A 26601-nucleotide genomic window follows, 5' to 3' on the forward strand; every position below is an offset into this window, starting at 1 on the left:
CGGAATAATTCTCCCTTTGGACTATCATGTAGGGAAAACTTCAAAGCCCTCCCCGGTGGAGAAGGCTTGAGTGGGACTAATTATTTCGCCGGCCTAACTCCTTCGCTGGTCATTACCACCCGCTTAATACTTCCATCTTTATTGTAATACAAATAATCGATGCAAACGGAACGGTGAAAACTGCCCGCATCAGGCACTAACGCTCCGTTATGATATATAAAATACCATTTGCCCTTAAACTCAATAATAGCCTGGTGATTGGTATTGGAGTTTCCAGCAATCTCATTGATAATCCCCTTATATTCCCATGGCCCGTTAATATTCCGGCTCATAGCATACGCTATTTTTTCGGGGAACTCATAGGCATATGAAAGATAATACCAGCCATTACGCTCATGGATCCACGGCGCTTCTGTATAATGCGGCAGGGTAATCGTTTTAATCTCCCCGTCAAGCTCGGTCATGTCGCTTTTAAGTTTAGCATAATAGCAAATGCCGTTTCCCCAAAACAGGTAGGCCTGCCCGCCTTTATCAATAATAACCGTCGGGTCAATATCATCCCATGAATGCTTTACGGCCTTGGTCATATCATTGGTAACCAAAGCACTGCCACGGGCGTCCTTAAACGGCCCTAACGGACTGTCAGATACCGCCACGCCAATAGCTTTGCCATGAATAGTGCCATGTTCAACAGCCACATACCAATAAAACTTGCCATTCCGTTCTATCACCTGCGAAGCCCATGCATCATCCTTAGCCCATTTAAACTCCCTAACATTCATAGGCGAAGGATGCTCTGTCCAGTTCACCATATCGGTTGTAGTGAAGCAGGTCCAGTCGTGCATGGTATAGCCGTTATGACCGGGCGCAGCTTCATCATGCCCGGTGTACAGGTATACCTTATCCTTATAAACCATAGCCGCCGGATCGGCAGTATACTTGTGCCTGATAATGGGGTTACCATCGGCATGGAATGTGGTATCGCGGGTTGTGGCATTGGCATATGTCAGGCTGCCAAGTGCCAGGCCTAATGCGATCAGGTATTGTGATGTTTTCATATTGTAATGTTAATGCAACAGATTTCAGGCGAGGAAGCTTAACCTGCGCTGGGTTCAACAATAACAGCCGCCGCCCGGCTCCAGCCGAATGGCTTTTATTCCCAGGCCTCTGGCCTGCTACTCCTGCGTCGGCGGCCAAAGGCCGCTTGATCGTTACCACCCGGCTGGAGCCGAGCGGTGGCGACTAAGTTATAAGCAATAACTATAAGTAGGTATTCATTTCCTTATCACCGGCCATCCATCAATCCAATCCAGCCTCTCTATCCTCAACTTCGAAATCCCTCTATCGGCTGCATCATAGCCGTGGAAAATAATGTAATCCGCGCCGTCAAAGGTACTTACACCGTTATGTCCAACACCGTACCAATCCTTATCGCCGGCCAGCAGGATACTACCGCCACCTTTGTTCATGGCTATGCCTTCTTTATCCAGGTATGGCCCTTTCAGTTTTTTCGAGCGACCGATAATCATTTTGTAAGTACTCTTCGGTCCTTTGCAGCAATAATCTATCGAGGCAAACAGGTAAAAGTATTGATCGTGTTTAAAAATAAACGGCGCTTCAATGGCATTGCCTCCTGCATCAACAGGATTACCGTCAACAGCTGGGAGGTTTTCCGTTGCTACTTTTCGGCGTGTGGCAATGGTTGGAATGTTATCAATATTTTCCGCAACGCTTAACCTGTCTTTATTCAGTTTTACCAGTTTTAATCCATCCCAAAACGAGCCGAAAACTAAATATGGCGTACCGTCTTTGTCGGTAATCAAATTAGGGTCGATGGCATTCCAGTTGGTTTTGCCTGGGATGGATTGAATTACCTTGCCATGATCAATCCATTTATATGCCGGATCATTGGTATGTAATGTAGTATTGGTTGCTAAACCTGTGGCCGAAGTGTTTTTGCCAAAGGCCGATACTGAATAAAACAAGTAATACAGCCCATTATAAAACGAAATATCCGGCGCCCAAATGTGCCCTTTAAAACCGGGAATAGCATCAACCGCCCATTGCGGGGGTGTTGCAAACACCGGTTTCTCGGCCTTCCAATGTACCCTATCACTTGACGACCACATAGCAATGCCGTTGCCCGTACAAAAGATGTAATACGTACTATCCTGTCGGGTCATTACCGGGTCGTGTACCGATATATCAGTCCTTAGTTCCTGGGCATTGCAGAAAATGCCCGGGAACAATAAGGATATGATCAATAGGATCTTTTTCAAGGCTATTTATTTTTAAGCCTTACTACTTTAAACGAGTAAGGTTCAACTGCCAGCTTCAGGGTATTGCCCGAAATATCAATCTTGCTTTCAACAGGGCTAACTGCCGTTGGTGCGGTCAATGAATTTTCAGCATCCTTGTCGTCGGCTTTTAGTGTAGTAACCGTGGCCTGTTTTTGATAACCTTTTGAGCCTGTAATTTTAAAGCTTACATTTTGAGCCGAAGTGCTGGTATTCACAAACTTGATCACCAGTTCATTGGTATTCTTATCTAAACTGGCAGTAGCATAGCTATCATTTTGGCCGGCTATGGCCTCGTTGTTTAAGGTAAGCGGCACTACATCTGTTCCTTTATTAATGGAAAACAGTTGCTGCACATAATAATTCGGCGTAGCATAACTTTTCAGGTTATCAAACCAGATCAGGTTTGGTGTCCATTGCCAGCCTTCTACATGAGCAAAAAGCGGGGCGTATGAAGCCATGTTCACTACATCTGCATTACGCTCCAAACCGGTCATGAAGGCCGCTTCAGATAATGCGCACTCCCAATTGTTTTTGTTATCGGGGTTTACGGTTGATTTGCTTTGCGCGGCATATTCACCGGCGAAGATCTTAGGGCCTTTACGGTCATAGTTATCATAACGGCGGGCATTATCCCTGAACCATTTTGCAGGCGCATAATAATGCTCATCCAAAATATCGGCACCTAAACCGCGGAAGGTTTTATTTAACAGGTCAAACTCTTTACCATCAGGCGATGGGCCTAAAGCAGACACAATCTTGATATCCGGGTATTTAGTTTTGATAGCTTTGGTAAAGATTTTCCAACGGTCGATATATTGCGGGCCCCATTGTTCATTACCCACACCGATCATTTTTAAATTAAACGGTGCCGGGTGACCGAGATCGGTACGCAGCTTACCCCATTTGGTGCTGGCATCGCCATTAGCAAACTCAATCAGGTCGAGCGCGTCCTGTACGTAAGGATCAAGTTTATCCAAAGGCACCAGTTCGCCGGTGTTGAATTCGCAGGCCATACCGCAATTCAGGATAGGCAGGGGCGAAGCGCCAATATCCTCGGCAGTCATAAAATACTCCATAAAGCCCAGACCGAAAGTTTGGTAATAATCAGGCGTTGGACGGTGTTTAAACTCCGTATTCCAGCGGTTAATGATATTCTCGCGTTTATCAACCGCGCCGATAGTTTTTTCCACTGATAGCGGTTGCTCAACTCGCGGCCTTCAACAATACATCCACCGGGGAAACGTAAAAAGCCGGGCTTAAGATCAGCCAATCGCTGTACCAGGTCGGCACGCAGGCCACCCGGGCGGTTTTTCCAGGTGTGCTCGGGAAACAGGGAAATCATATCGAGGTCGATTACGCCCTTACCGCTCATCCAAACATACAGCTGTGCTTTCTGCGTTGTAGCACTCGATTTAAACTTCACGCTGTAACGGTTCCATTCTTTATCGGTTGGCGTAAGTTCGGCTTTACCTATAACAGCATCATTATCGCCGTGCAGTTCAATATTCAGCTTTACGTTGGTATCACCTTCCTGTTTGGCTATCACCGAAAAGCTGTATTCCTCGCCTTCCTTAACCCCCATCCCGCGGAAACCCTCGTTCGAGAAACCGTAAAAACCGGCATCAGTTGTGATATAGCTCTTTATAAAGTGCGCATTTTCCGGACGTTCAACAGCACGGTTGATCACTTCAGTGCGGCCGTCACCGCCGTCCTTTTTTTGCTCTTTCCATCCCATCAAAGGCATGTTAAACTCAAACGAACGGTTTTTTACCAACTCGGCATAAACACCGCCATCGGCAGCAAGGTTAATATCCTCAAAAAATATCCCATACATGGTAGGCTGAATGTGTGCCTTCACCTTATCAGCCGCTATAGTATATTGCGTTTGCGCATGCATCGCGGTAAAAGTACCGGCAGCACACAGCATTAAAAAAGCTCTCTTTAGCATTGCTTATTTATTTGGAGAATTTGTAAATGGTGACCGTATGGTAAGTTTGCCCTGGCTTTAACACGGTTGAAGCAAACGCCGGCTGGTTTGGCGCATCAGGAAAATGCTGGGTTTCCAAACAAAACGCCGAACGGTAAGGGTAAGCTTTGCCGTCTTTGCCATCTTTGGTTTCGCCGGTTAAAAAATTGCCTGAGTAAAATTGCAACCCGGGCTCTTCGGTGAATACCTCCATAGTAATGCCGGTAACTGTACTCTTAACAGTAGCAATTGGAGTACTAAGGTCATGCTTGTTCAATACAAAGTTATGATCATAACCTTTACCGTTTTTCAGTTGCTCATCGGCAATGCTAATATCTTTACCAATGGTTTTTGAAGTGGTAAAATCAAACGGGGTACCTTTAACCGGCTGCAGCTTGCCTGTGGGGATCAATGTGGTATCTACCGGCAAAAATGCATCAGCATTTATTTGCAACACATTGTCGGTAATAGTTGGGTTACCTGCACCATTCAGGTTAAAGTATGCGTGGTTAGTTAAATTAACTACGGTAGCTTTGTCGGTAGTTGCTTTATATTCAATCTTAAGCGCGTTGTCATCGCTCAGGGTATAAACCACAGTTGCAGTTAAATTGCCCGGATAACCACCTTCGCCATCTTTTGAAATATAGGTAAATTCCAGTTGTGATGCGCTCAGTTGCTTAGCCGCAAACACCTTTCCATAAAAGCCGTTGAAGCCGCCATGCAGGGTGTTTACACCATCGTTAATATCCAACTGGTAAGCTTTGCCATCAAGAGTAAATTTACCTTTGGCAATGCGGTTACCATAGCGGCCTATAATGGCGCCGAAATACGGCTCCTTTGGTTTTTGATAGCTTTTCAATGAATCGTAACCTAAAATAACATCGGTAGCCTTACCGTCTTTATCAGGTACCAGTAAGCTTACCAGCCTGCCACCATAATTGGTAACGGCCACTGTTGCACCGCTGTTATTTTTCAGGGTAAAGAGTTTCACTTTTTGCCCCTGTACATCGGCCTCAAAATTGGCCGAATCGGGTATTGACTGGGTAGTTACCGAGGTCGAATCTTTCACGGTTGAATCAGTTGCTTTTGGATTACCGTTACAAGCCGCAAAAAGCGCTGCCGAACAGCTTAACATCATTAATAAATTCTTGTTATTCTTCATAATTTGAGGTTGTTAGCTTGCTTTTTAAAAGCATTTGCCGTTTAACTATTATAATTTCCGGAACAAATAAATTGGTTTAACTAATGGTTTGGGAATCAGTGAGACCAATGTATAAAAATTAATTTATAATTGTTAAAAAAACACTTAAAATATTTAATTTAAAAAAGCCCGCCTCGCGCGGGACTTTCTTATTCAAAAATCAAATATTTCAACTAAACACCTGCAGCCTTGGCATGGTCGGCCAGGAACTGCGCAAGTCCGTTATCTGTAAGCGGATGTTTTAGCAAAGCGGTAATAGCACTCAGCGGACCGGTTATCACATCGGCCCCAAGCTTAGCGCAGTTAACAATATGCATAGCATGGCGTACCGAAGCTGCCAGGATCTGTGTTTCATAACCGTAGTTATCATAAATCAGCCTGATATCTTCAATCAGTTGTAAACCATCCGTCGAGATATCATCTAAACGGCCAATAAACGGTGATACGTAAGTAGCACCAGCCTTAGCCGCCAACAGGGCCTGACCCGCTGAAAACACCAGCGTGCAATTGGTTTTAATTCCTTTTTGCTTAAAATATTTTAAAGCTTTTACGCCATCTTTTATCATGGGCAACTTTACCACAATGCGCTCGTGAAGGGCAGCCAGCGCTTCGCCTTCGGCAACCATCTCGTCAAAAGTGGTTGATATAACTTCGGCACTTACATCGCCATCGGTAATTTCGCAAATGGCTTTGTAGTGGTTAATGATATTTTCATGGCCGGTAATACCTTCTTTAGCCATCAATGATGGGTTGGTGGTAACGCCGTCTAATACACCCAGGTCATGGGCTTCTTTAATTTGTGCCAGGTTGGCTGTGTCAATAAAAAACTTCATTTTATAAATTATTGTACTTACCAGAATTTTGCATAAAGCATGGTAAGCAGGATAAGTGTAACTACAATTAATGCCATGGTTGATTTCTCAACCTTGAACATACTACGCGGAATTTCAAATGCTTTAGGATTAACTTTCGGACCGGCCAGGCTAATGGCCACCATCACTATAATGGTAAACATGAACGACAGTCCCATACAAATCAGGAACGGAATTTCAAACCCGCCTTTACCATTAGGGAAAGCTGTATAAAGCAAGGTCTCGTTACCAAACAATTTTGGCGCATAGTTATTGAACAGCACCGACATGCCGAAGCCTGTCAAAATACCTGCAATAGCGGCTGCGCCTGTGGTACGTTTCCAAAAGAAACCTAAAATGAAAATGGCGAAGATTCCCGGGCTGATAAAGCCGGTGTATTTCTGGATAAAGGTAAAGCCGCCTTCGCCGCCTATGCCTAAAAGATCTTTCCAGGTAAGCATGATAGAGAACACTAATGCAGCCAAAATAGTAAGCCTGCCTACATTAACCATACTCTTTTCACTGGCTTCTTTGCTGATATGTTTTTTGTAAATATCAAGCGTAAAGATGGTACTGATACTATTAGCCTTACCTGCCAGCGAAGCCACGATAGCAGCAGTTAAAGCTGCAACCGAAAGACCTTTTAAGCCGGTTGGTAAAAAGCCCAATATAGCCGAGTAAGCATTATCTGAGTTGAAGTGCCCACCCGATGCCATTTCCTGTTGCAAGCCGCCGTTTTTATACAGTACGTAAGCAGCAATACCCGGTAAAACCACAATAACAGGCATAGCCAGTTTCATTAAACCAGCAAAAAGGATCCCTGTACGGGCAGTTTTCAGGTTAGCACCCAAAGCCCTTTGTGTGATGTATTGGTTACAACCCCAGTAGTTCAGGTTCACGATCCACTGACCGGCAAAATACATGGCAATACCAGGCAGCGCAAGGTATTTGTTGATCTCTGCCTGCGGAGCGCCCGGCTTAGGTTTAGCCATCATCATTTTAAAGTGATCAGGCGCATCGCTCATCATTTTATTTAAGCCCGCCATAGCATCTTTGCCCAAGCCAAAATGCTCACTCACCAAAGTAAGCGCTATGTAAGTAGTAGCTAAACCACCTACAACCAGTACCAATACCTGTATAACATCGGTGAAGCCGATAACTTTCATACCACCAAGGGTGATGAACAGCGCGAAAATGGATAATGCGATGATGATCTCATGCAGATATCCGCCGCCCATTAAGTTATTAATGGCCAATGCACCCAGGTAAAGTATAGAGGTTAGGTTAACCAGTACATACAGCAACAGCCAGAAAATGGCCATGATAAAACTTACCGTTTCATTATACCGAGTATGTAAAAACTGCGGCATGGTGAAAATCTTGTTTTTAAGGTATACCGGTATGAACCACACTGCCACAATGATCAGCGCTATGGCAGCAACCCATTCGTAAGCTGCAACGGCCAAACCCACGGCAAAACCCTGTCCGCTGGTGCCTATAAATTGCTCGGCAGATATGTTTGACGCGATTAGCGAAGCACCAATGGCCCACCAGGTAAGCGAACCCTCGGCCAGGAAAAAGTCGTGACTATCAGATACGCCTTTGATCTTTTTACGGCTGTATACCCAGTACCCGTAGCTCGTAACTACAATAAAATAGATTACGAAGATCACGTAATCGATAGTGGAAAATTTGTTCATTATTTGGTTTAAAATTTAGTTTAGCGCCCCTCCCAACCCTCCCCTAAAGGGTGAGGGCTTTTTAAAGCATTGGTTAAGTTTATACTCTTCTCATTTTTTTGAACCGAAACCTGTGGAATAAAGAAATTAATATCATACTAAATAAATTCCTTAATTCTATGAATTCGAGTTCAGACAATTCCGAAATCCCACATCCGAAATCTCAAATTCACAATGGCGTTACCTGCGGCCGGGCTATCCGCTCATACTGCACAAGGCCTTATTCACTGGCCGGTATCCGCTGCTATCCCTAACGCGTTTTATTACTTATGTCATTGCGAGCGTAGCACGGCAATCTAATAGCCATGCTCTTAGCCCTGTAAGGCGGCTATACATTGCTACGAGATTTCCACGTCGCCCCGTTTGCACAATCCCTTACCGCTCCTCGCAATGACATTTTATTTTTTACGTCATCCTCATCTGCCGCCACTCGGCCGGGGCCGAGCGGCGGCTTTTTATATTTTTTAAAGTCTCCCTTTTCAGGGGGAGATTTAGAGGGGCTATTTATAAGCCGCGTCATTCCACCTGATCTCGTTTCTGAACTGATCAAGCTTGGTGTCTTTACCAATGCGTAAAAACTCGATACCGGCCATATCAGCAAAATCGTTGATCAGCTCGGCCGAAAGGTTTTGGCTGTATGCGGTATGGTGTGCACCACCGGCATAGATCCATGCTGCGCAACCGGTTTTCATATCGGGCAGTGGTTTCCAAAGTACTCTCGCAACAGGCAGTTTTGGGAGGTCTTCTACCGGCTCAATGGCTTCAACCTCGTTAACAATTAAACGGAAACGGTTGCCCATATCCACAATTGAAGCATTAAGCGCAGCACCGCCGGCTACGTTAAATACCAAACGGGCAGGATCGGCCTTGCCACCAATACCTAAAGCATGTACTTCTAACGCTGCTTTGCCATTAGCTAAGCTGCTATCTACCTCAAGCATGTGTGAGCCTAAAACCAAAGCATTGTTTGGGTCGAAGTGATAGGTATAATCTTCCATAAAAGCGTTACCGCCCGGCAAACCAGCACCCATTACTTTAAATGCACGTACCAGGGCAGCAGTTTTCCAATCGCCTTCACCGGCAAAACCGTAACCATCGGCCATTAAGCGCTGTGAAGCAATGCCCGGTAACTGGATCATGCCGTGCAGGTCTTCAAACGTATCGCTGAAACCTTTGTAGCCGCCGTCCTGTAAAAACTTACGTAAGCCAAGTTCAATTTTGGCAGCGTCATATACCGATTGATACCTTGCACCGCCTTGCTTAAGGTCATCGGCCATAGTGTAAGTAGCTTCGTACTCATCGGTAAGGGCTTTAACTTCAGCATCGCTGATACTGTCAACTACCGCTACTAAATCACCAATACCATAAGTATTTACAGCGAAACCAAATTTCAATTCGGCCTCAACTTTATCGCCATCGGTAACAGCAACAAAACGCATGTTATCACCAAAGCGAACAAATTTGGCACCTTGCCAATCGTACCAGCCTGCTGCTGCACGGCTCCAGCTTTCAATGTCTTTCAACACTTCGCTATCCTGCCAGTGACCAACAACTACTTTACGGTTAATGCGCATGCGTGATACCATGAAGCCGAATTCCCTGTCGCCATGGGCGCTTTGGTTCAGGTTCATGAAGTCCATATCTATTGAGCTCCATGGAATATCGCGGTTATACTGGGTGTGCAGGTGCAGCATCGGTTTTTTAAGGATGCTTAAGCCCCTGATCCACATTTTGGCTGGCGAAAAAGTATGCATCCAGGCAATAACACCGATGCAGTTTTCGGCAACGTTAGCCTGCTGCAAAGTGTTATAAATTTCTTCGGTTGACTTAACAACTGGTTTATATACCACACGCACGGGGATATTGGCAGCGCCATCAATACCTTTAGCAATTTCCTGCGAGTGCTCGGCAACTTTTTTCAGTGTTTCTTCTCCGTATAAATTCTGGCTCCCGGTTATGAACCATATTTCAAATGTTTTCAGATCGATCATTATAATTAATTATTGATTTAGCGAATGAGTGATTTAGTGAATTGGTTTAGTTTTTGGCGACAGCCTGAATAATGCTGCACCGTGTTTATTTATTTTTTGCTGATAACCTGAGCTGTACTGGCCAACATCCTGTTTCTTCCACAGGTCACGTACAGTTACTTTGCCTTTCAGTCCCAGTTCCTTGAAATTGAGGGATACAGATTTGTCATCATCGCCAATATTGAAAAAGGCGGCATAAATATCCTTGCTGCCGGGGATCTGCGAATACCAGATCATGGCGCCATCTTTTTTGTATAACTGCTTAGGATTCGATCCTTTTTGATTTACTGCAATTACTTCATCGTTGGTAAAAAGTTTCAGCTCAAAATCGCGGTTTTCGGGCATGTTGCCACCTATCATCAGCGGCGAACGGAAGATGCTCCAGAAGGTCATGTGGGTATATTCCTCGTCCTCGGTAAAGCGGCTGAAGCGCTCCTGCCCTACCGGGCCGCGTTTACTTAGCTTACCGATCTGGATCATATCACAATCGGGCCAGTGACCGGGGCCACTTACGCCTTCCCAGCTTTTAGCATATTCAAACATATGAAGGATCTCTTTCCAGTTATCCCAAAAGTCATCGGCCATGCGCCACATATTGGCATATTTGGTAGCATGAGCCGCTTGCGCAACCGGGGTTTCACCGGGTGATAAGCTTAATACAACTGGCCTGCCGCATTGCTGAATGGCTTTTTGGTAACCTTCAACCTCGGCACTACTGTACGGGCGCGAAAGGTCATCTACCTTAATAAAGTCAACTCCCCATGAAGCATAAAGCTCCAGCAGCGAATTCAGGTATTCCTGTGCACCGGGCTTTTTCATGTCCAAGCCATACATGTGGTTCATCCATGGGCATTTTGAGTTGGTATCGGCTACCATATCGGCAGTAATGCCATTAGTACCTTTTACCGGCGATTTTGACCAAACCGCTTGCCTCGGGATTCCGCGCATAACGTGGATGCCAAATTTTAAACCTTTGCTGTGGATATAATCGCCCAGCGGTTTAAAACCATTACCGCCAAAAGCCGAAGGGAATTTAGTAGGCTGCGGCGTAAGGCGGCCCCATTTATCCATAGTTAACCATGGCACATATGAGCCATCCTGTAAACGTAACTGGAATGGGTTGCCGATATTACTACCCGGAGGATTATCGTAAGACCATAAAAAGTCGACTACCACATACTCCCAGCCATGTTGTTTCAGATGCTCGGCCATGTAATCGGCATTAGCTTTTACTTCATCTTCATGTACTGCCGAACCAAAACAGTTATAACTGTTCCAGCCCATTGGCGGTGTAGCTGCCACCTGTGCCGATAAACGAGTACAGGCAAAAAAACAAAGCAGCAGGAAAAAAGTAACAAAGCGGAGCCTGTGCGATTCCCCTCTCGAGAGGGGAGCCAAAAACGTTTTTATCTTTCCCATACTTATTGTCCGTAATATGAATCAGGTCCGTGTTTGCGTTCGTAATGCTTTTTGATCAGCGCATCTTTTAAACGGGGGGCGCTTCTGTCAATTTGCTCGGTAAGGTAGGCCATTTGAGCTACGGCTTCCAGCACAGCACTGTTGTAAACCGCCTTTTCGGCAGTTTTACCCCAGGTAAATGGTGCGTGGTTACCAACCAACACCATTTCAACCTCTTTATAATCCAAGCCTTTTTCCTCAAAACATTCCATGATTTGGAAACCGGTTTGGTATTCGTAGTTGCCTTTAATCATTTCATCATTCATAGGCGGTGCACAAGGGATATCAACCGTTAAATGATCGGCATGGGTAGTACCGAAGATCGGGATATCTCGTTGCGATTGTGCCCAGGCAGTGCCGTAGGTAGAGTGCGTATGCACAATACCGTTGATGCCTTCCCAGTGTTTATAAAGTACGGCGTGTGTTTTGGTGTCACTTGACGGGCGAAGGTCACCTTCAACGGTATTACCATCAAAGTCAACGATCACCATTTTCTCCGGCGACAAATCCTCGTAAGGTACACCGCTTGGTTTAATGGCGAATACACCTAATTCCCTGTCGGCGGCGCTTACGTTACCAAAAGTGAACAGCACGAGGCCCAGTTTGGGCAGCTGCATATTGGCATTATAGGCACTAAGCCTTATATGATCATATTTACTCATGTCTTTATTAAGCGTTTTGCAGTTCAGGATTATTTTTCAAAGCAACTTCGGCAGCTACAAACTTGCCCAATATGCTGTATTGGTTATAGCGTTGCTGATAAACTTCTTTTAGCGCGATGTTTGGCTCATAAACCACGTCAAAGCCGCGGCCCATGGCTGTCATAGCTTCTTCAATAGTTGGGTAGATACCGGCAACCACTGCGGCAAACATCGCAGCGCCCAAAGCACAGGTATGTTTAAACTGGTGAATGCGGATAGGCATTCCCAAAACATCGGCCATCATTTGCATCACGAAAGGTGATTTTTTTGCTACCCCGCCGATACCGATGATCCCTTTAACCGGGATACCCTCGCTGATAAAACGATCAACAATGCTCTTGGCACCAAAGCAGGTAGCCTCGGCCAGCGCACGGAATACCCGTGGTGCATCGCTGCCCAAACCTAAACCGGTTATAGCGCCCTTCAATTCCTGGTTAGCATCCGGTGTACGTCGTCCATTAAACCAATCAATAGCCAGCTCATTGCTTTCTTCGATGGGTAACAATGCTGCCTGCCTGCTCAATTCAGGGATGATCATTTCTGAAATCTCCTCTTTCAACGCTTCAGCAGTAGCCGCGTCAATTACCTGCGATTGCGAAAGCAGGTTATTCAATGGCCAGGCCAGGATATTTTTAAACCAGGCATAAGTATCGCCAAAAGCCGATTGGCCAGCCTCTAAACCTGCCATTCCCGGAATAACCGAGCCATTTACCTGTCCACAGATACCGCGTACCAGCTTGCCTTCCATCTCTGATGTTGGGGCAACCAGGATATCGCAGGTTGATGTGCCCATTACCTTGCTCAGGTGATAAGGCTCAATCTGGCCGCCAACAGCGCCCATGTGTGCGTCAAAAGCGCCGGTACCTACAATCACATCGGTTGAGAGTCCCAATATCTCCGCCCACTCCGCGCTGAGGTTTCCGGCTGCTTCATCGGCCGTGTATGTACCTTCATATAATTTATCCCTGAAACCAGCCAGTATCGGATCAAGGGAAACAAAAAATTCTTCAGGAGGCAGGCCATTAAATTCTTCGGCCCAAAGGGCTTTATGCCCCGCAGAACAACGGCCGCGTTTGATAGCCTTAACATCGGTACCACCGGTTAACAGAAACGGTACCCAGTCGCAATGCTCAACCCATGAGGCGGCAGCATCACGTACACTTTTATCAACTCTTAGCACATGCAGCAACTTAGCCCAAAACCATTCTGACGAGTAAATGCCGCCAACATATTTCAAGTAATTGGTATCAAATTTTGTAGCATGTTCATTGATCTGTGCAGCCTCTTTAACCGAAGTATGGTCTTTCCACAATACAAACATGGCATTTGGGTTAGTTTCAAAACCCGGGGTTAGGGCAAGCGGAGTACCTGTAGCATCAACCGCTACAGGGGTTGAGCCCGTGGTGTCAACAGAAATGCCTTTTATATTTTTTGCAATGGCTTCACCGCCGGCCTGTGCAATACAATCTTTAATGGTGGCTTTAAGTCCGTCGATATAATCCTGCGGATGCTGGCGGAACTGGTTTTCGGCAGGTACACAATACTTGCCATCGCGCCAGCGGGGATAATTAAATACTGATGATGCTATTTCTTCTCCGTTGGCCGCGTTTACTATCACGGAGCGCACGGAGTCAGACCCGTAATCAACCCCGATCACTAATTGGTTATTGCTCATATAAAGATTTATAATTATTGTCGAAATAACACTTAATTTTTGACAAAGAAAAATTTTATTTAAAATTTTATTCGGATAAAATGCATTATTTAATTAAAGGAACCTTTTGGCCTGTAAAAAAGTCATTACATAGTTCAAGCGCCTGTTAAAAAAATTGCCGTTACGTCTATTCAGACAAGCAATAATTAGTGTTATTTTAACAATATAAAATAAGGTTTGCACAACGGATTGGCTGTTTTGAGATGGTAAAACGTTTAATTTACTCATAAAGTATATAGCATTGCCGTTACTAAAAATGAATCCGGCGCACTGGGAAAATCAAATAACATCTTTGCCCTGTGACAACACTTTTCCGGCAAACCAATAAAAAAGCGGAACAGTCAATCATGACCAATTCCGCTTAAAACTGTAACAAAAACTATCTGATTATTTAACGCCATTTGCCGCGTCGATGATGACTTTGGCAACGGCCTCGGGCTGCGAAATGAAAATCACGTGGCTGCCTTTTACCTCTGTTACTTTTGCACCGGCACGTTTGTACATCGTGCGCTCAACGTCGGGCACAATGCTTTTATCTTCGGTGGCCACTATAGCATAGCTTGGTTTGGTTTTCCATGCAGCTTCGGCAACAGGCGTAACAAAACACTGAACAGAAGTTGGCCCCTGCGATGCAAACATAAAGTCAGCTTCGGCTTTACTTAAGTCGCCGGCAAAGCCGCCATGAAATTTGGCTTTATCATAGTAAACAAAACCTTTATCATCCGGCGGCAAAATACCGTTTTCGGGAGCCGGAGGAGCCGACTGTACCCATTTTATCGTATTTTCCCCTTTATCGGGCATAAAAGCGGCTATATAAACCAATGCTACCACTTTTGAATTATTCCCTGCTTCGGTAATTACCGTACCGCCATAAGAGTGGCCTACCAATACTGTCGGGCCATCCTGTTTATCCAGGATCCGGTTGGCGGCGTCAACGTCGTCCTTTAAAGAAGTAAGCGGATTTTGCACTACTGTAACATTATAACCTTTTTTAGTAAGGATATTGTACACGGCCTTAAAGCCCGAGCCATCGGCAAAAGCCCCGTGCACTAATACAATGTTTTTAACGGGCTGTGCCTGGGCAGCGGCCTTAAAAGTAAAGGCAAACAAGCTGCCTAATAAAATAGTCGCCGCTATTAAATGTGCTTTTAAGCGGCTTTTCATGAATTTTGTGTTCATTTTTTGCTGGAGTTTAAGTTTCATAAATAATACTGTTAACAGTACCATTTCAAAGCTTGCTCCAAAAACACAAAATACTATTAATCAATACATTAATCAAAATACAACTACCCAACATTTACGATATATCGGGTTTTACACGATGGCCTCCTCCATATATCATTACCCGCTATTAGCTATTCGCCATGGCAACAATATCTTTTCCATCTAATATCCAGCGACCAGCACCGCGGTTTACCGTATTGATCATGGCTTTGCCAACTTCCTCCAGCGTAATAAAACCCTTTGGGTAAATAAGGCGGCCTATGGGGTACATCCAACTGATGTATTTATAAAACGGCAATGTATTTTTTGCCCCATTAAAGCTTTTCATAAATCCCGGCCTGAAGTTGAATACCTGTTTGAAGGGCAGCTTCATCAAATCATTTTCGGTTTTGCCTTTTACCCGGGCCCACATACTGCGGCCTTTTTCTGTACTGTCAGTACCGGCACCAGATACATAACAAAAGGTCATATCCGGATTTATGCGGCTCAAAATTTCGGCCACGTGCATAGTGAGCAGGTAAGTTACTTTATAATAAGCTTCTTCGCTCATCCCTACCGATGAAACGCCTAAACAAAAAAAGCAGGCATTGTAACCTTCTAACTGATCCTGAATGGGTTTGAGGTTAAAAAAATCAGCATGTATAATTTCCTTTAGTTTAGGATGTGTTACACCGCAGGGTTTACGGTTAATAACTAATACTGCTTCAACCTTATCGCTCAATAAGCATTGGTGCAATACACCCTCGCCTACCATGCCGGTAGCACCTGTGACAATTACTTTTATTTTATTAGTTGTTTCCATGATACTGATGTAGCCGATTATACCTTTAAAATATTGTATCTTATTGCAGATTTATTTACCTATTCCTATACCGTGTGTTAATTATATGTTACAATACAAACAATTATATAACCATAACGCTTTAACAATAAATTAGTTGAAGATGCCGAAATGGTTAAAGATAACCTTAAAGATCGCCGGAGCGCTTGTTGGTTTAATTATAATTATGTTTATTGCCCTTACTGTTTATGTTAATAATAATAAACACAAGGTGATTGCTATGATCACCTCCGAGCTTAATAAAAACCTGAACGGCACGCTAACTATCGGCACTATTGATCCAACATTATTTAAAGGTTTTCCGGGGGTGTCTGTCGAGCTGAAAGATGTAGTACTGAAAGATAACCGCTGGGCGCAACATCATTATACATTGCTTACCGCCAAAGACCTTGAAGTATCCGTAAATGCCTCGGCCCTTCTAAAGGGCGAAGTGGTAATCAATAAAATCGATATCAGCAATGCCGATATTGACCTGTTTACCGATAGCACCGGTTATAGCAATACTTCGATATTTAAAGCAAAACCTAAGGTTGAAAAAGATCCGAAAAAGCAACAAACCAGTTCTTCCACACAAATTGGGAGGTTTTCGTTAAACAAGGTAAACTTTGTTGTTGACGACCGTCATGCTTACAAACTGTTTAAATTTGCAGTTAACGATATTCAGGGTAGAATGGAGTATCCTGCTAAAGGGTGGAACGCCGATATCGACTTAAATACCATGGCAAATAGCTTTTCCTTCAATACAAAAAAGGGAAGCTTTATGAAAAACAGGCTTTTAAAAGGCCATTTTGATATCAGTTATGATTATGCATCGCAGGTCATTAACCTAGCTCCCAATACATTAAACATTGGCGATAACCCATTTACTGTAGGTGCACAGTTTAATCTTAAATCGCCCGAAACCGATTTCACCATCAACCTCAAAGTGGATGAAATTTTGTGGAACGATGCTGCAAACCTACTGGCTGCCAACATTACCAAAAGCCTCAAAATGTTCGATCTTACAAAGCCAATTGATGTTACCTGCGACCTGAAGGGAAGCTTTGGCGGCGGCGGCGATCCATCCATTTATGTTACGGCTAAAGTAAAAGATAACATATTGAAAACCCGTGGAGGTACTATTGAAAATTGTAGTTTTAATGGCGTATTCAGTAATAACTATATCAATGGCAAAGGTTTAAATGACGATAACTCGGTTATAAAGCTTTATCATTTTAACGGCAGCTATAAGAATATTCCATTTACTATTGATACCGCATTTATCAACAACCTGAATACACCGGTGGCCACCGGGATTTTCAGATCGCGCTTTCCCGTTACCAAACTTAACCCGGTTATTGGCGATGAAAGCCTGAAATTTACCAAAGGCATTGTTGATTTAAAACTGGCCTATAAAGCCGATATTGTAAATTTCAAATTCACTAAACCCTTCGTTACCGGTAATGTAGATATAAAAAATGCAGATGTAAATTACCTCCCCCGTGGACTCGTATTCAAAAACAACTCCATTGCCTTAAAATTTACCGATAAAGATCTTTACATAAATAATATCCGCCTGCAAAATGGCAGTAGCGTAGTGTATATGCAGGGTAAGGTGAGCAATTTCCTCAACCTGTATTATACCGATCCACAAAAGATTTTGATTGTATGGCAGATCACCAGTCCGCAGATACATCTTGGCGAGTTTTTAGGCTTCCTGAACAACCGCGGATACGAAAGCAGTAAAAGCAGCGGCGGAACGGGCAAAAGGATGTCCAATGCCAAAATTACCAATCAACTTAATACCGCCTTTGATAAAGGGCAGGCCGAACTTCACCTGCGCTTAGCCAAAGTATATTATAAAAAGTTTTTGGCGACAGACGTTAACGCCGATATTTTACTGGCCGACAATACCATGAAAATGCGCAATGTAAGCCTTAAAAGTTCGGGAGGATCATTGAGTTTAAGCGGCCTGGTACTGCAGGGGCCAACCAATAATTTTGCAATTAGCACAACTATTAACCACGTAAATACTAATACTTTCTTTGCATCGTTTAACAATTTCGGTCTCAAGGATTTTACCAGCGATAACTTGCGGGGTTTTCTTTCGGCAAGGGTTGATATTAAAGGCGGGATCAAAAACACCGGCGACCTGGTACCGAAATCAATAAAAGGATTTGCACAGGTTAATTTAACCGATGGTGCATTGGTGAACTTTGCGCCCATAAAAAGCGTAGGCAAATTTGCCTTCCCTTTTCGCGATCTCGATAACATAACATTTGGCGATTTAAAAGCCCGGTTTGATCTTGATGGCGATAAAATTAAAATTGCGCCGATGCAAATTAACTCCAGCGTGCTCAATATGGACGTTGAGGGCACTTATTCGCTATCGCGGGGTACTAACATTGCACTTGATGTACCGCTACGAAACCCGAAGAATGATAGCAAAATAGCAGATGAAACCGAACGTAATAAAAAACGTATGAAAGGCATTGTTTTACACATCCTCGCCACCGATGGCGATGAAGGTAAAATAAAAATTAAGTGGAACAAAAACCATAAAAAAACAAAAACAGATGATGATGAGCAGAAGACAGATGACACCCAACAAGCGCCCGAACCTAAACAAGATTAGTTTAAGTTCAAAAATCTTCACATTAACCTTATTTTCATGGTGTTTAAATGACACTATAATAGCAAATAAATGCTTACCTTTGTGCTGTTCATTATAGGGTAATATGTTGATTAAACATTTAATTGGTTAGCACATTATTTAAAAAACTTTTAAACCGCTCGCTCCTTACAGCAATAATATCAGTAGCAAACCCTCGTTTTAAATAAATACTATCCCGGGTTCACAAATAAAGAAGGAAGCAAAGTTTAATGTAATCTGTTTTACCTCCGGTTGTTTAACCCGGCACATGTATCTTATTGAACCGTTTTTAGCTTAATAATCTGTATTAAAAAATGAGACAACTTAAAATATCCCAATCAATCACTAACCGCGAATCGGCATCGCTCGAAAAATACCTGCATGATATTGGCAAGGTAGATTTGATCACAGCTGAGGAGGAAGTGATCCTGGCGCAAAAGATCCGTGAGGGCGACCAGGTAGCGTTAGAACGTTTGACAAAAACAAACCTTCGCTTTGTGGTATCGGTTGCTAAGCAGTACCAAAACCAGGGCCTTACCCTGGGCGACTTAATAAACGAAGGAAACCTTGGTTTAATTAAAGCGGCAAAACGCTTTGACAGAAACCAAAGGCTTTAAATTTATTTCATATGCCGTATGGTGGATCCGTCAGTCAATCCTGTCGGCCATTGCCGAGCAATCGCGTATTGTGCGTTTACCATTGAACCAGATTGGTTCATTGAGCAAGATACACAAAGCAGCTTCAAAACTGGAGCAAGAATATGAAAGGCAGCCAACTCCCGAAGAACTTGCAGATAACCTGGAAATTTCGGTTGATAAAATTGCCGATTCGATGAATAATGCTGGTCGCCAGATTTCAATGGACGCGCCTTTTATTCAGGGTGAAGAAAACACCTTGCTTGACGTATTGGCCAGCTCTGATGCTGCAACCGATACTGAAGTAATGGCTGATTCATTATCACAGGAAATTAAACGCTCGTTAGGTATCCTTGCCGAACGTGACCGTGAAGTACTGATGTTATTCTTTGGCCTTGGTGGTCATGCACCTCACTCATTAGAGGAAATAGGTGAAAAATTTGATTTAACCCGTGAGCGTGTTCGCCAGTTGAAAGACAAGGCTTTGATGCGTTTACGTCACAATTCAAAATCAAACCTGTTGCAATCATACTTAAACTAATCCAGGATATATCCGCCTGAGTTTTTATAATAAAAACGCGAATGATTTTCTCATTCGCGTTTTTTTGTGGGCTTGATTTTACATAAAAACGATGTCATTGCGAGGAGTCGCATGGGTAAAGCGCCGGGAGCGACGTGGCAATCGCATGCTATACAGAGCGGCTAAGCTTCCGTGCGATTGCCGCGCTACGCTCGCAATGACATCTTTTTTGAATACAATGCATCTCAATTACTTACCTCCCAACAAACTCCTTCCCCTTACGATATTGCGGCAGCTCATACCATGCCTTAGCCGGTCGGTTTGCCGGGAAACCATGTTTCGCCCGGTAAGCTTTTCGCTCTGCAGTAAAATTCCACCAGCTTTTTCCGGTGTCACCATGCTTAATATAGTGTGATAATAATCGGTATGAATCCTCCACACATGGATCGGCCCAGGCGCCTACGTGCCGCTCAAACGCATTAAACAGTTCAACAGGGTCTTTGCCTTTTAATTGTTCTAAAGAATAATAGCCTTGCTGTATCAGCTCAGTCGCAAAATTGATCCCTAATGATGGGATACTTTGAAATTCAATCAATGCATTTATCTCCCTGGCGCGTTCGGCATCTGCATTTAATATCATTGCAACTTCATCCGGGGCGAAGGTAAGGAGATCGGCAATCTTGGTTTTTTGAGCCCGGAGAATAGCTTTTTCTTCTGCTGTAAGGAGCAGATTAATGGATTTCTTCATAATTCAGGCGGATATAACAACTAATTTAGAAAGGAATTATGAAAAATAAAAAAGCCTTCCAAACTAAATTGAAAGGCTTTCGGGCATCTGCGCAGTTAAAATCTGTACAGGTACAATCAAAATTTATTTCATCAGCTTGATAAAGTCATCAAACAAATACCTTGAATCATGCGGGCCAGGTGACGATTCCGGGTGATATTGTACCGAGAAAGCTTTTTTGCCTTTTACACGAATACCTTCGATAGAATGATCGTTCAAGTTAACGTGGGTGATCTCTACCTTATCCGAAGCGCGTACAGCTTCCGGCACTACACCAAAACCGTGGTTTTGTGAAGTAACCTCGCAATGGTTAATGATGATATTCTTTACCGGGTGGTTTAAGCCACGGTGACCGTTAAACATTTTTTGAGTTGGGATATCGTTAGCCAAAGCCAATAACTGGTGACCTAAGCAAATCCCGAACATTGGCTTATCGGCAGCTAAAATTTCCTTTACAGTTTCAACTGCGTAAGGCATAGCAGCGGGGTCGCCGGGGCCATTTGAGATGAAGTAACCTGTTGGAGCAAAATCTTTTTCCATTTCGGCGTAGGTTGTTTTTGCCGGGAACACTTTGGCGTAAACATCGCGCGAATCAAAATTGCGAAGGATGTTTTTCTTTACACCAAGATCAAGTACCGCTACACGGTAAGGAGCATCCTCGCTGCCAAAAGTATAAGTTTCGGTAGTTGTTACCTGTGATGAAAGCTCAAGGCCATCCATTGAAGGTACCAGGTCAAGCTTTGCTTTCAACTCATCCAGATCCAATATTTCCGAAGAGATGATTGCGTTCATAGCGCCTTTATCACGAATGTGACAGAACAAGCTGACGGGTATCGATATCAGAAATACCTACAATATTTTGCTCCTGGAAATAATCCTGTATCGATTCATCGGCCTGTTTACGGCTGTAGGCAATGTTATAATTTTTACAAACAAGACCTGCAATCTGGATCCTACCCGATTCCACCTCTTCATTAGCAATACCGTAGTTACCAATGTGCGCATTGGTGGTTACCATAATTTGCCCAAAGTATGAAGGGTCGGTAAAAATTTCCTGGTAGCCGGTCATGCCGGTATTAAAACAAATCTCGCCGGTGGTAGTACCCATTTTGCCCGCAGCTTTACCGTAAAAAACAGTGCCGTCGGCAAGCAGCAATATAGCCGGTAATTTGGTGAAATAATTCATCGCTTAAAAAAATTGAAAGGGTTAAATGATCGGATTGCCTGGTTCAAAGCCCCGTGAAAACTGATAGAAATAATGAAGTAAGGAACTTCCGGATTCACGGCGCAAAAGTAGAAAATAATTTCGGATTTCGAATGTGAGATTTCGGATTTATTTTGATTTCGGATTTCGAATGTGGGATTTCGGATTTATTAGTAATGAATACGCTCCCCGCCAATCAAAATAACAAATCAAAAAATAGAAAAATCCGAAATCGAAATTCCGAAATCCAAAATCAAAAAATCTCACATCCGAAATCGAAATTCCAAAATCCGAAATCATGCTTACCTTTGCATTGCGATAACACATTTATCAATGTCTGTAAATAAAGAAATAAAGCGTATCACCACCAACACCATCCAGGAGATGAAGGTTCGTGGCGAAAAGATCTCTATGCTTACTGCATATGACTATTCGATGGCTACCATAGTTGACGATGCCGGGACTGATATCATCCTTGTTGGTGATTCGGCCTCCAATGTGATGGCCGGTCACGAAACTACGCTGCCTATAACGCTCGACCAGATGATCTATCATGCATCATCTGTGGTACGTGCGGCCAAACGTGCATTGGTGGTTGTCGATCTGCCTTTTGGATCATACCAAGGCAACTCAAAGGAAGCGCTGAACTCAGCTATCCGCATTATGAAGGAAGCCGGGGCGCATGCCGTCAAAATTGAAGGAGGTGTTGAAATTGCCGAATCCGTTAGCAGGATCTTAACCGCCGGCATCCCGGTAATGGGGCACCTTGGCCTTACACCGCAATCCATATATAAATTCGGAACGTACACCGTACGCGCCAAACATGAAGCCGAGGCACAAAAACTGCGTGATGATGCCCTTAAACTCCAGGAACTTGGCTGCTTTGGTATTGTATTGGAAAAGATCCCGGCCAAACTGGCCCAGGAGGTATCCGATAGCCTGCAGATCCCAACAATAGGTATTGGCGCAGGTCAGCATTGCGACGGCCAGGTATTGGTAATTCATGATATGCTGGGGATTAATAAAGGCTTTAAACCTCGGTTTTTACGCCAGTACTCCAACCTGTATGATATCATGCACGACGCAATCAAAAATTACAACTCCGACGTAAAAAGCAACAGTTTCCCTAACGAGAAGGAACAGTATTAGAAAAGTCCATAGTCCATGGTCGAGAGTCCATAGCAAAAAAATTGCTAAACAGCCATGGACCATGGACTATCGACCATTAACCAAACACAATGGCCCGTCCTGAATTTAATTACAGCAGCAATGATATTACCGATAAAGATGTTCTTTATGAGGACAACCATCTTATTGCCATAAATAAACGCGCAGGAGACATTGTACAGGTTGATGAAACCGGCGATGAGCCCTTGGACGAAAAAGTAAAAAAATACATCGCCCAAAAATACAGCAAGCCCAACGGTGCGTTTTTAGGCGTAGTGCACCGGCTGGACAGACCGGTAAGCGGCGTGATCCTGTTTGCCAAAACCAGTAAAGCACTCGACCGGATCAACAAAATGTTTAAAGCCCGCGAAATGCATAAAACCTATTATGCAGTAGTGCGCAAAAAACCATTTCCCGAAGAAGGCACCCTGGTACATTGGCTGGTAAAAAACTCGCAAAAAAATGTAACCAAAGCCCATGACCGAGAAGTTCAGGGTAGCTTACGATCTGAACTGAGCTATAAATTAGTTGGCGAACTAAACGGGTATTATTTAATTGAAGTAGACCCGATAACCGGCCGCCCGCACCAGATCAGGGTACAGCTTTCAACTTTGGGTTGTCCTATTGTGGGCGATAATAAATATGGCTATCCCCGCGGCAGCCTGCGTAAAAGCATTTGCCTGCATGCACGCAAGTTAACTTTTGTACATCCGGTAAAAAACGAACCAGTTGCTATTATCGCTCCTGTACCACGGGATGGCTTTTGGGAAAAATTTGAAGGAATGATGGTAGGGTAATTTATCAGTAGTCAATCCATCGGTTCACATCGCCAATACCCTCTTCCAAATCTCCTCATCAACCGGAATACCTTCCAATAAATTTCGTTCTCTGGTTTTCAGCATATTTTCGCCAGGGTATGAAACCTGTTCACCATCAACAGGATTGCTGCTTTTGGTGTAGCCCAGGATTTCATTTATTAAACGCTCATTTTGCTCAGTGCCTGTTTTCAGGCAGATAAACACTTGCGATACGCCCCACTCCTTTTCGTGTTCGCTGATTTTTGAGGTAGATTTTCCGCGGCTTAATAAGGTCGCCAGCAGATCAAGCATCAGCGATAAACCCGACCCTTTCCAAAAGCCAATGGGCAGCATCCGCTTTGACTGCAAAATGGCATCGGCATCAGTACTTAAATTCCCTTCTTGATCATAGCCGCCGGGCAATGGCAAACGTTTATTTTGCGATTTGCTTTCCATTAGCTTACCTACCGAGTATTGTGAAATAGCCATGTCCAGCAGGATATGCCCACCCTTACGCGGCACCGCTATAACCAACGGATTATTACCAAGCCGCGGGTCGAGCCCACCCCAGGGCGGCAGATTGGCAATGGTGTTTGTAAAACAGATGCCTATAAATCCGGCATCAGCCGCCTGTAATCCATAAGTGCCACCACGCATCCAGTGGTTGGTATTTTTGATAGCTACACAGCCGATGCCGTACTCCCCGGCCAGTTCAATAGCCCGTCTCATGCACCTGTTTGCGTTTAACATGCCCAGACCAAAATTGCCGTTCCATTGCTCAATTGCGCCCAGATTGTTTACCATTACAGCTTCCGCATCCGGTTTAAACAAGCCTTCCTTTACAGTTTGTACAAAAGCAGGAAACCGGTTAAGGCCATGACTGTAAACACCATCCCTGCTGTTGGCGGCAAAAATGGCGGCGCATTGCCGGGCTTTTTCAAGCGGCAAATCAATACTTAATAGTACCCTTTCAAATTCGGCTTTAAGTTTTTGGTATGGAACGCGCATAGGTTTTGAAATAAATTTAATTTATAGCGTTTATTACAGTATGCTGATGCAAGGTAATCAACCATATTTTATAATTTTGCCTTTAATAAATGAAAAGAACTCCGCTGTTGTTTTTCCTGTTTTTAATAAGCATTGCACTGATTGTTAATTCATGCAAGAAAGATAACTTAAGCCATATACCCGGATTATTAGCAGGTAACTGGCAATTGGCCTCTATAACCGTTACTAATTATGTTGGTGATGCCCAGGTGTCTTTAGATACCTTAAACCAAACTTGCGAGGATACCCAGCTTTTTACCTTCAATGCCGACAATTCCTGCAGCTACACTAATTTTCAATGCAGATCAGATACTGCGAAGGGCCGCTGGTCGCTTACTGCAAATAAATTATTTTTAACTTCAGATTTGGTTTGTAAAGATACCACCAAAGCATCGGGCGGTACCTCAAAGCCATTTGAAAACACTAAAATAGTTACCCTGGGTAATTATTCGCTGGTATTAGAAACAGGAGATGTTGAACCAAACTATTCGGCAACAAAAAAACGACGCATTATGCGCTACGGGTTTATCAGGCAAAAAGTAACTGCCACCCAATAGTTTCAATATTTTTAATTGTAAAAATGGTTTTATTATAATAGTTTCAATGCCAAGTAAACAATCAGCCCGATGAAACTATTGTAGCTTCATCTTCGTTGAAAGAGATATTATCGATGAAAAAAGAATTGCCATTTTCGCTTCAGGTTCCGGCTCGAACGCCCAAAAGTTAATGGAGCATTTTAAACGCAATGCCGATGCCGAAGTTGTGCTGATACTTACCAATAACCCGCAAGCTTACGTTTTGCAGCGTGCTGATAACTTTGAAGTACCCTCGCATATTTTTAGTCGCCATGAGTTTTATGAAACCGACGGTGTTATCCGTCTGCTAAAAAACTTACAGGTCGATCTGATTGTACTTGCCGGCTTTTTATGGCTTGTGCCACAATCATTATTAAAAGCATTCCCCAATAAGATCATTAACCTGCATCCTGCCCTGTTACCCAAATATGGAGGCAAAGGCATGTACGGCGATAACGTACACCGCAAAATATTGGAAGACAGAGAAGAGGAAAGCGGCATCACCATTCACTTCGTTAACGAAAACTTTGACGAAGGCGAGATCATCCACCAGTCGAAATTTAAAATTGAACCTGGCGATACGCTTGAAATCGTAAAATTTAAAGGCCAGCAACTCGAGCATAACCATTTCCCGAAAGTTGTTGAAGCGCTTTTAAAGAAAATGAAGAGTTGAGTTGCTTAGTGATTAGGGGGTATCTAAGTTCTTTTATGGGTTATTAAAACAACAATGACCCGTGTATAATTTCGTAAACAGTCAATTCACCATCAACAATTTTAAAGGCTATAACCCAGTCATTGAAATGACTGCAAGAATATTTGAAAGCAGCTAAAACCTGATGGTTACAAATAGAATGCTGTACTCCGGGTACAGCTAATCTTTTGATAGCTGTCTTGAATTTCAAAGCAAATCTTGCACCGCTTCCCGGCGTATTTTTCGATTCTACAAAATCAACAATCGCATCAATAACCTTTAATGCCTTAGGCTTAATAGTAACGTTCAAAATACAGGATGGGCTTATTGGGTATATTTAGAAAAAGCTTTATCTAACGGGATAGCTTCTTCATCAAGATCTTTATTTAAATAATTAATCAGCTCTTCGTTTGTTGCTTTTCTTCCAATCCCCCTCGCGACGTCAATTGTATCCAAATCCTTAACTTCTTGTGTTTGCGCAGAAAGACCAAGCTCTTCAGCCAACTGCATCAACAAGCGGG

22 protein-coding genes and 2 pseudogenes are annotated in these 26601 nt (G+C 43.6%); 6 read left to right on the forward strand and 18 right to left on the reverse strand.

Annotated elements, in window-relative coordinates:
* Positions 1–80 precede the first annotated feature (80 nt).
* The 13 genes from ACQ86K_RS25835 to ACQ86K_RS25895 form a co-directional block, all read right to left on the reverse strand.
* Entirely contained in the window at positions 81–1058 is a 978-nt protein-coding gene (locus ACQ86K_RS25835) for a glycoside hydrolase family 43 protein (protein WP_091165736.1), read from the reverse strand.
* A 216-nt stretch (positions 1059–1274) separates the two neighbouring features.
* Positions 1275–2279 (reverse strand): arabinan endo-1,5-alpha-L-arabinosidase, encoded by a 1005-nt coding sequence (locus ACQ86K_RS25840; protein WP_256337391.1) that lies wholly within the window; start codon positions 2277–2279, stop codon positions 1275–1277.
* Between the two features lie 2 nt (positions 2280–2281).
* Positions 2282–3478, reverse strand: coding sequence for an alpha-L-arabinofuranosidase C-terminal domain-containing protein (locus tag ACQ86K_RS25845; RefSeq protein WP_431200934.1), 1197 nt, complete (start codon positions 3476–3478; stop codon positions 2282–2284).
* A complete protein-coding gene (locus tag ACQ86K_RS25850) occupies positions 3361–4248 on the reverse strand; it encodes a carbohydrate binding domain-containing protein (protein ID WP_431199045.1) in 888 nt (295 codons plus the stop codon). The genes ACQ86K_RS25845 and ACQ86K_RS25850 overlap by 118 nt, the downstream gene beginning before the upstream one ends.
* A 7-nt stretch (positions 4249–4255) precedes the next feature.
* Positions 4256–5428 carry an aldose epimerase family protein gene (locus tag ACQ86K_RS25855; protein WP_256337389.1) on the reverse strand — a complete coding sequence of 391 codons (1173 nt, stop codon included), beginning with the start codon at positions 5426–5428 and terminating at the stop codon, positions 4256–4258.
* Between the two features lie 212 nt (positions 5429–5640).
* Positions 5641–6300, reverse strand: a complete 660-nt coding sequence (gene fsa / locus ACQ86K_RS25860; protein ID WP_090528887.1) for a fructose-6-phosphate aldolase — start codon at positions 6298–6300, stop codon at positions 5641–5643.
* A 17-nt stretch (positions 6301–6317) separates the two neighbouring features.
* Entirely contained in the window at positions 6318–8018 is a 1701-nt protein-coding gene (locus ACQ86K_RS25865) for a sodium:solute symporter family transporter (RefSeq protein WP_091165733.1), read from the reverse strand.
* A gap of 539 nt (positions 8019–8557) precedes the next feature.
* Positions 8558–10048 carry an L-arabinose isomerase gene (gene araA, locus ACQ86K_RS25870; RefSeq protein WP_091165728.1) on the reverse strand — a complete coding sequence of 497 codons (1491 nt, stop codon included), beginning with the start codon at positions 10046–10048 and terminating at the stop codon, positions 8558–8560.
* A 33-nt stretch (positions 10049–10081) separates the two neighbouring features.
* Positions 10082–11506 (reverse strand): glycoside hydrolase family 27 protein, encoded by a 1425-nt coding sequence (locus tag ACQ86K_RS25875; RefSeq protein ID WP_091165725.1) that lies wholly within the window; start codon positions 11504–11506, stop codon positions 10082–10084.
* A 2-nt stretch (positions 11507–11508) separates the two neighbouring features.
* A complete protein-coding gene (locus ACQ86K_RS25880; RefSeq protein WP_091165722.1) occupies positions 11509–12207 on the reverse strand; it encodes an L-ribulose-5-phosphate 4-epimerase in 699 nt (232 codons plus the stop codon).
* 7 nt (positions 12208–12214) lie between these two features.
* Positions 12215–13921: a ribulokinase gene (locus ACQ86K_RS25885; RefSeq protein WP_091165719.1), complete on the reverse strand. Its 1707-nt coding sequence runs from the start codon at positions 13919–13921 to the stop codon at positions 12215–12217.
* A gap of 426 nt (positions 13922–14347) precedes the next feature.
* A complete protein-coding gene (locus ACQ86K_RS25890) occupies positions 14348–15163 on the reverse strand; it encodes an alpha/beta hydrolase (RefSeq protein ID WP_256337388.1) in 816 nt (271 codons plus the stop codon).
* A 148-nt stretch (positions 15164–15311) separates the two neighbouring features.
* The gene (locus ACQ86K_RS25895; protein ID WP_091165716.1) at positions 15312–15986 is read right to left on the reverse strand and encodes an NAD-dependent epimerase/dehydratase family protein; all 675 of its coding nucleotides are present in this window, start codon (positions 15984–15986) and stop codon (positions 15312–15314) included.
* A 142-nt stretch (positions 15987–16128) separates the two neighbouring features.
* Between ACQ86K_RS25895 and ACQ86K_RS25900 the strand changes: the two genes are divergently transcribed.
* Both ACQ86K_RS25900 and ACQ86K_RS25905 read left to right on the forward strand, forming a co-directional pair.
* Positions 16129–18639: an AsmA-like C-terminal region-containing protein gene (locus ACQ86K_RS25900; RefSeq protein WP_091165714.1), complete on the forward strand. Its 2511-nt coding sequence runs from the start codon at positions 16129–16131 to the stop codon at positions 18637–18639.
* Between the two features lie 332 nt (positions 18640–18971).
* Positions 18972–19833: pseudogene (locus ACQ86K_RS25905) on the forward strand (sigma-70 family RNA polymerase sigma factor).
* Between the two features lie 232 nt (positions 19834–20065).
* Here the strand turns inward: ACQ86K_RS25905 and ACQ86K_RS25910 are convergent.
* Positions 20066–20560 (reverse strand): helix-hairpin-helix domain-containing protein, encoded by a 495-nt coding sequence (locus ACQ86K_RS25910; protein ID WP_091165709.1) that lies wholly within the window; start codon positions 20558–20560, stop codon positions 20066–20068.
* A gap of 123 nt (positions 20561–20683) precedes the next feature.
* Positions 20684–21785 (reverse strand): annotated as a pseudogene (gene carA, locus ACQ86K_RS25915) (glutamine-hydrolyzing carbamoyl-phosphate synthase small subunit).
* A gap of 351 nt (positions 21786–22136) precedes the next feature.
* Here carA and panB point away from each other — a divergent pair.
* Both panB and ACQ86K_RS25925 read left to right on the forward strand, forming a co-directional pair.
* Positions 22137–22952, forward strand: a complete 816-nt coding sequence (panB, locus tag ACQ86K_RS25920; protein WP_091165702.1) for a 3-methyl-2-oxobutanoate hydroxymethyltransferase — start codon at positions 22137–22139, stop codon at positions 22950–22952.
* Positions 22953–23041: 89 nt separating this feature from the next.
* Complete coding sequence (locus ACQ86K_RS25925) at positions 23042–23767, forward strand: RluA family pseudouridine synthase (protein ID WP_091165699.1); 726 nt, start codon at positions 23042–23044, stop codon at positions 23765–23767.
* A gap of 24 nt (positions 23768–23791) precedes the next feature.
* Here the strand turns inward: ACQ86K_RS25925 and yiaK are convergent, their stop codons facing one another.
* Complete coding sequence (yiaK, locus tag ACQ86K_RS25930) at positions 23792–24775, reverse strand: 3-dehydro-L-gulonate 2-dehydrogenase (protein ID WP_091165694.1); 984 nt, start codon at positions 24773–24775, stop codon at positions 23792–23794.
* An 89-nt stretch (positions 24776–24864) separates the two neighbouring features.
* Here yiaK and ACQ86K_RS25935 point away from each other — a divergent pair, with 89 nt between their 5' ends.
* Positions 24865–25371, forward strand: a complete 507-nt coding sequence (locus ACQ86K_RS25935; RefSeq protein ID WP_091165691.1) for a DUF5004 domain-containing protein — start codon at positions 24865–24867, stop codon at positions 25369–25371.
* Positions 25372–25480: 109 nt separating this feature from the next.
* Positions 25481–26062 (forward strand): phosphoribosylglycinamide formyltransferase, encoded by a 582-nt coding sequence (gene purN / locus ACQ86K_RS25940; RefSeq protein WP_431200935.1) that lies wholly within the window; start codon positions 25481–25483, stop codon positions 26060–26062.
* A 43-nt stretch (positions 26063–26105) separates the two neighbouring features.
* Here purN and ACQ86K_RS25945 read toward each other — a convergent pair whose 3' ends face one another.
* Both ACQ86K_RS25945 and ACQ86K_RS25950 read right to left on the reverse strand, forming a co-directional pair.
* Complete coding sequence (locus ACQ86K_RS25945) at positions 26106–26390, reverse strand: type II toxin-antitoxin system RelE/ParE family toxin (protein ID WP_176844431.1); 285 nt, start codon at positions 26388–26390, stop codon at positions 26106–26108.
* Between the two features lie 14 nt (positions 26391–26404).
* Positions 26405–26590, reverse strand: a complete 186-nt coding sequence (locus ACQ86K_RS25950) for a hypothetical protein (protein ID WP_431199046.1) — start codon at positions 26588–26590, stop codon at positions 26405–26407.
* Positions 26591–26601 lie beyond the last annotated feature (11 nt).

The organism is Mucilaginibacter sp. P19 (genome assembly GCF_050632265.1).
Taxonomy (GTDB): domain Bacteria; phylum Bacteroidota; class Bacteroidia; order Sphingobacteriales; family Sphingobacteriaceae; genus Mucilaginibacter; species Mucilaginibacter gossypii.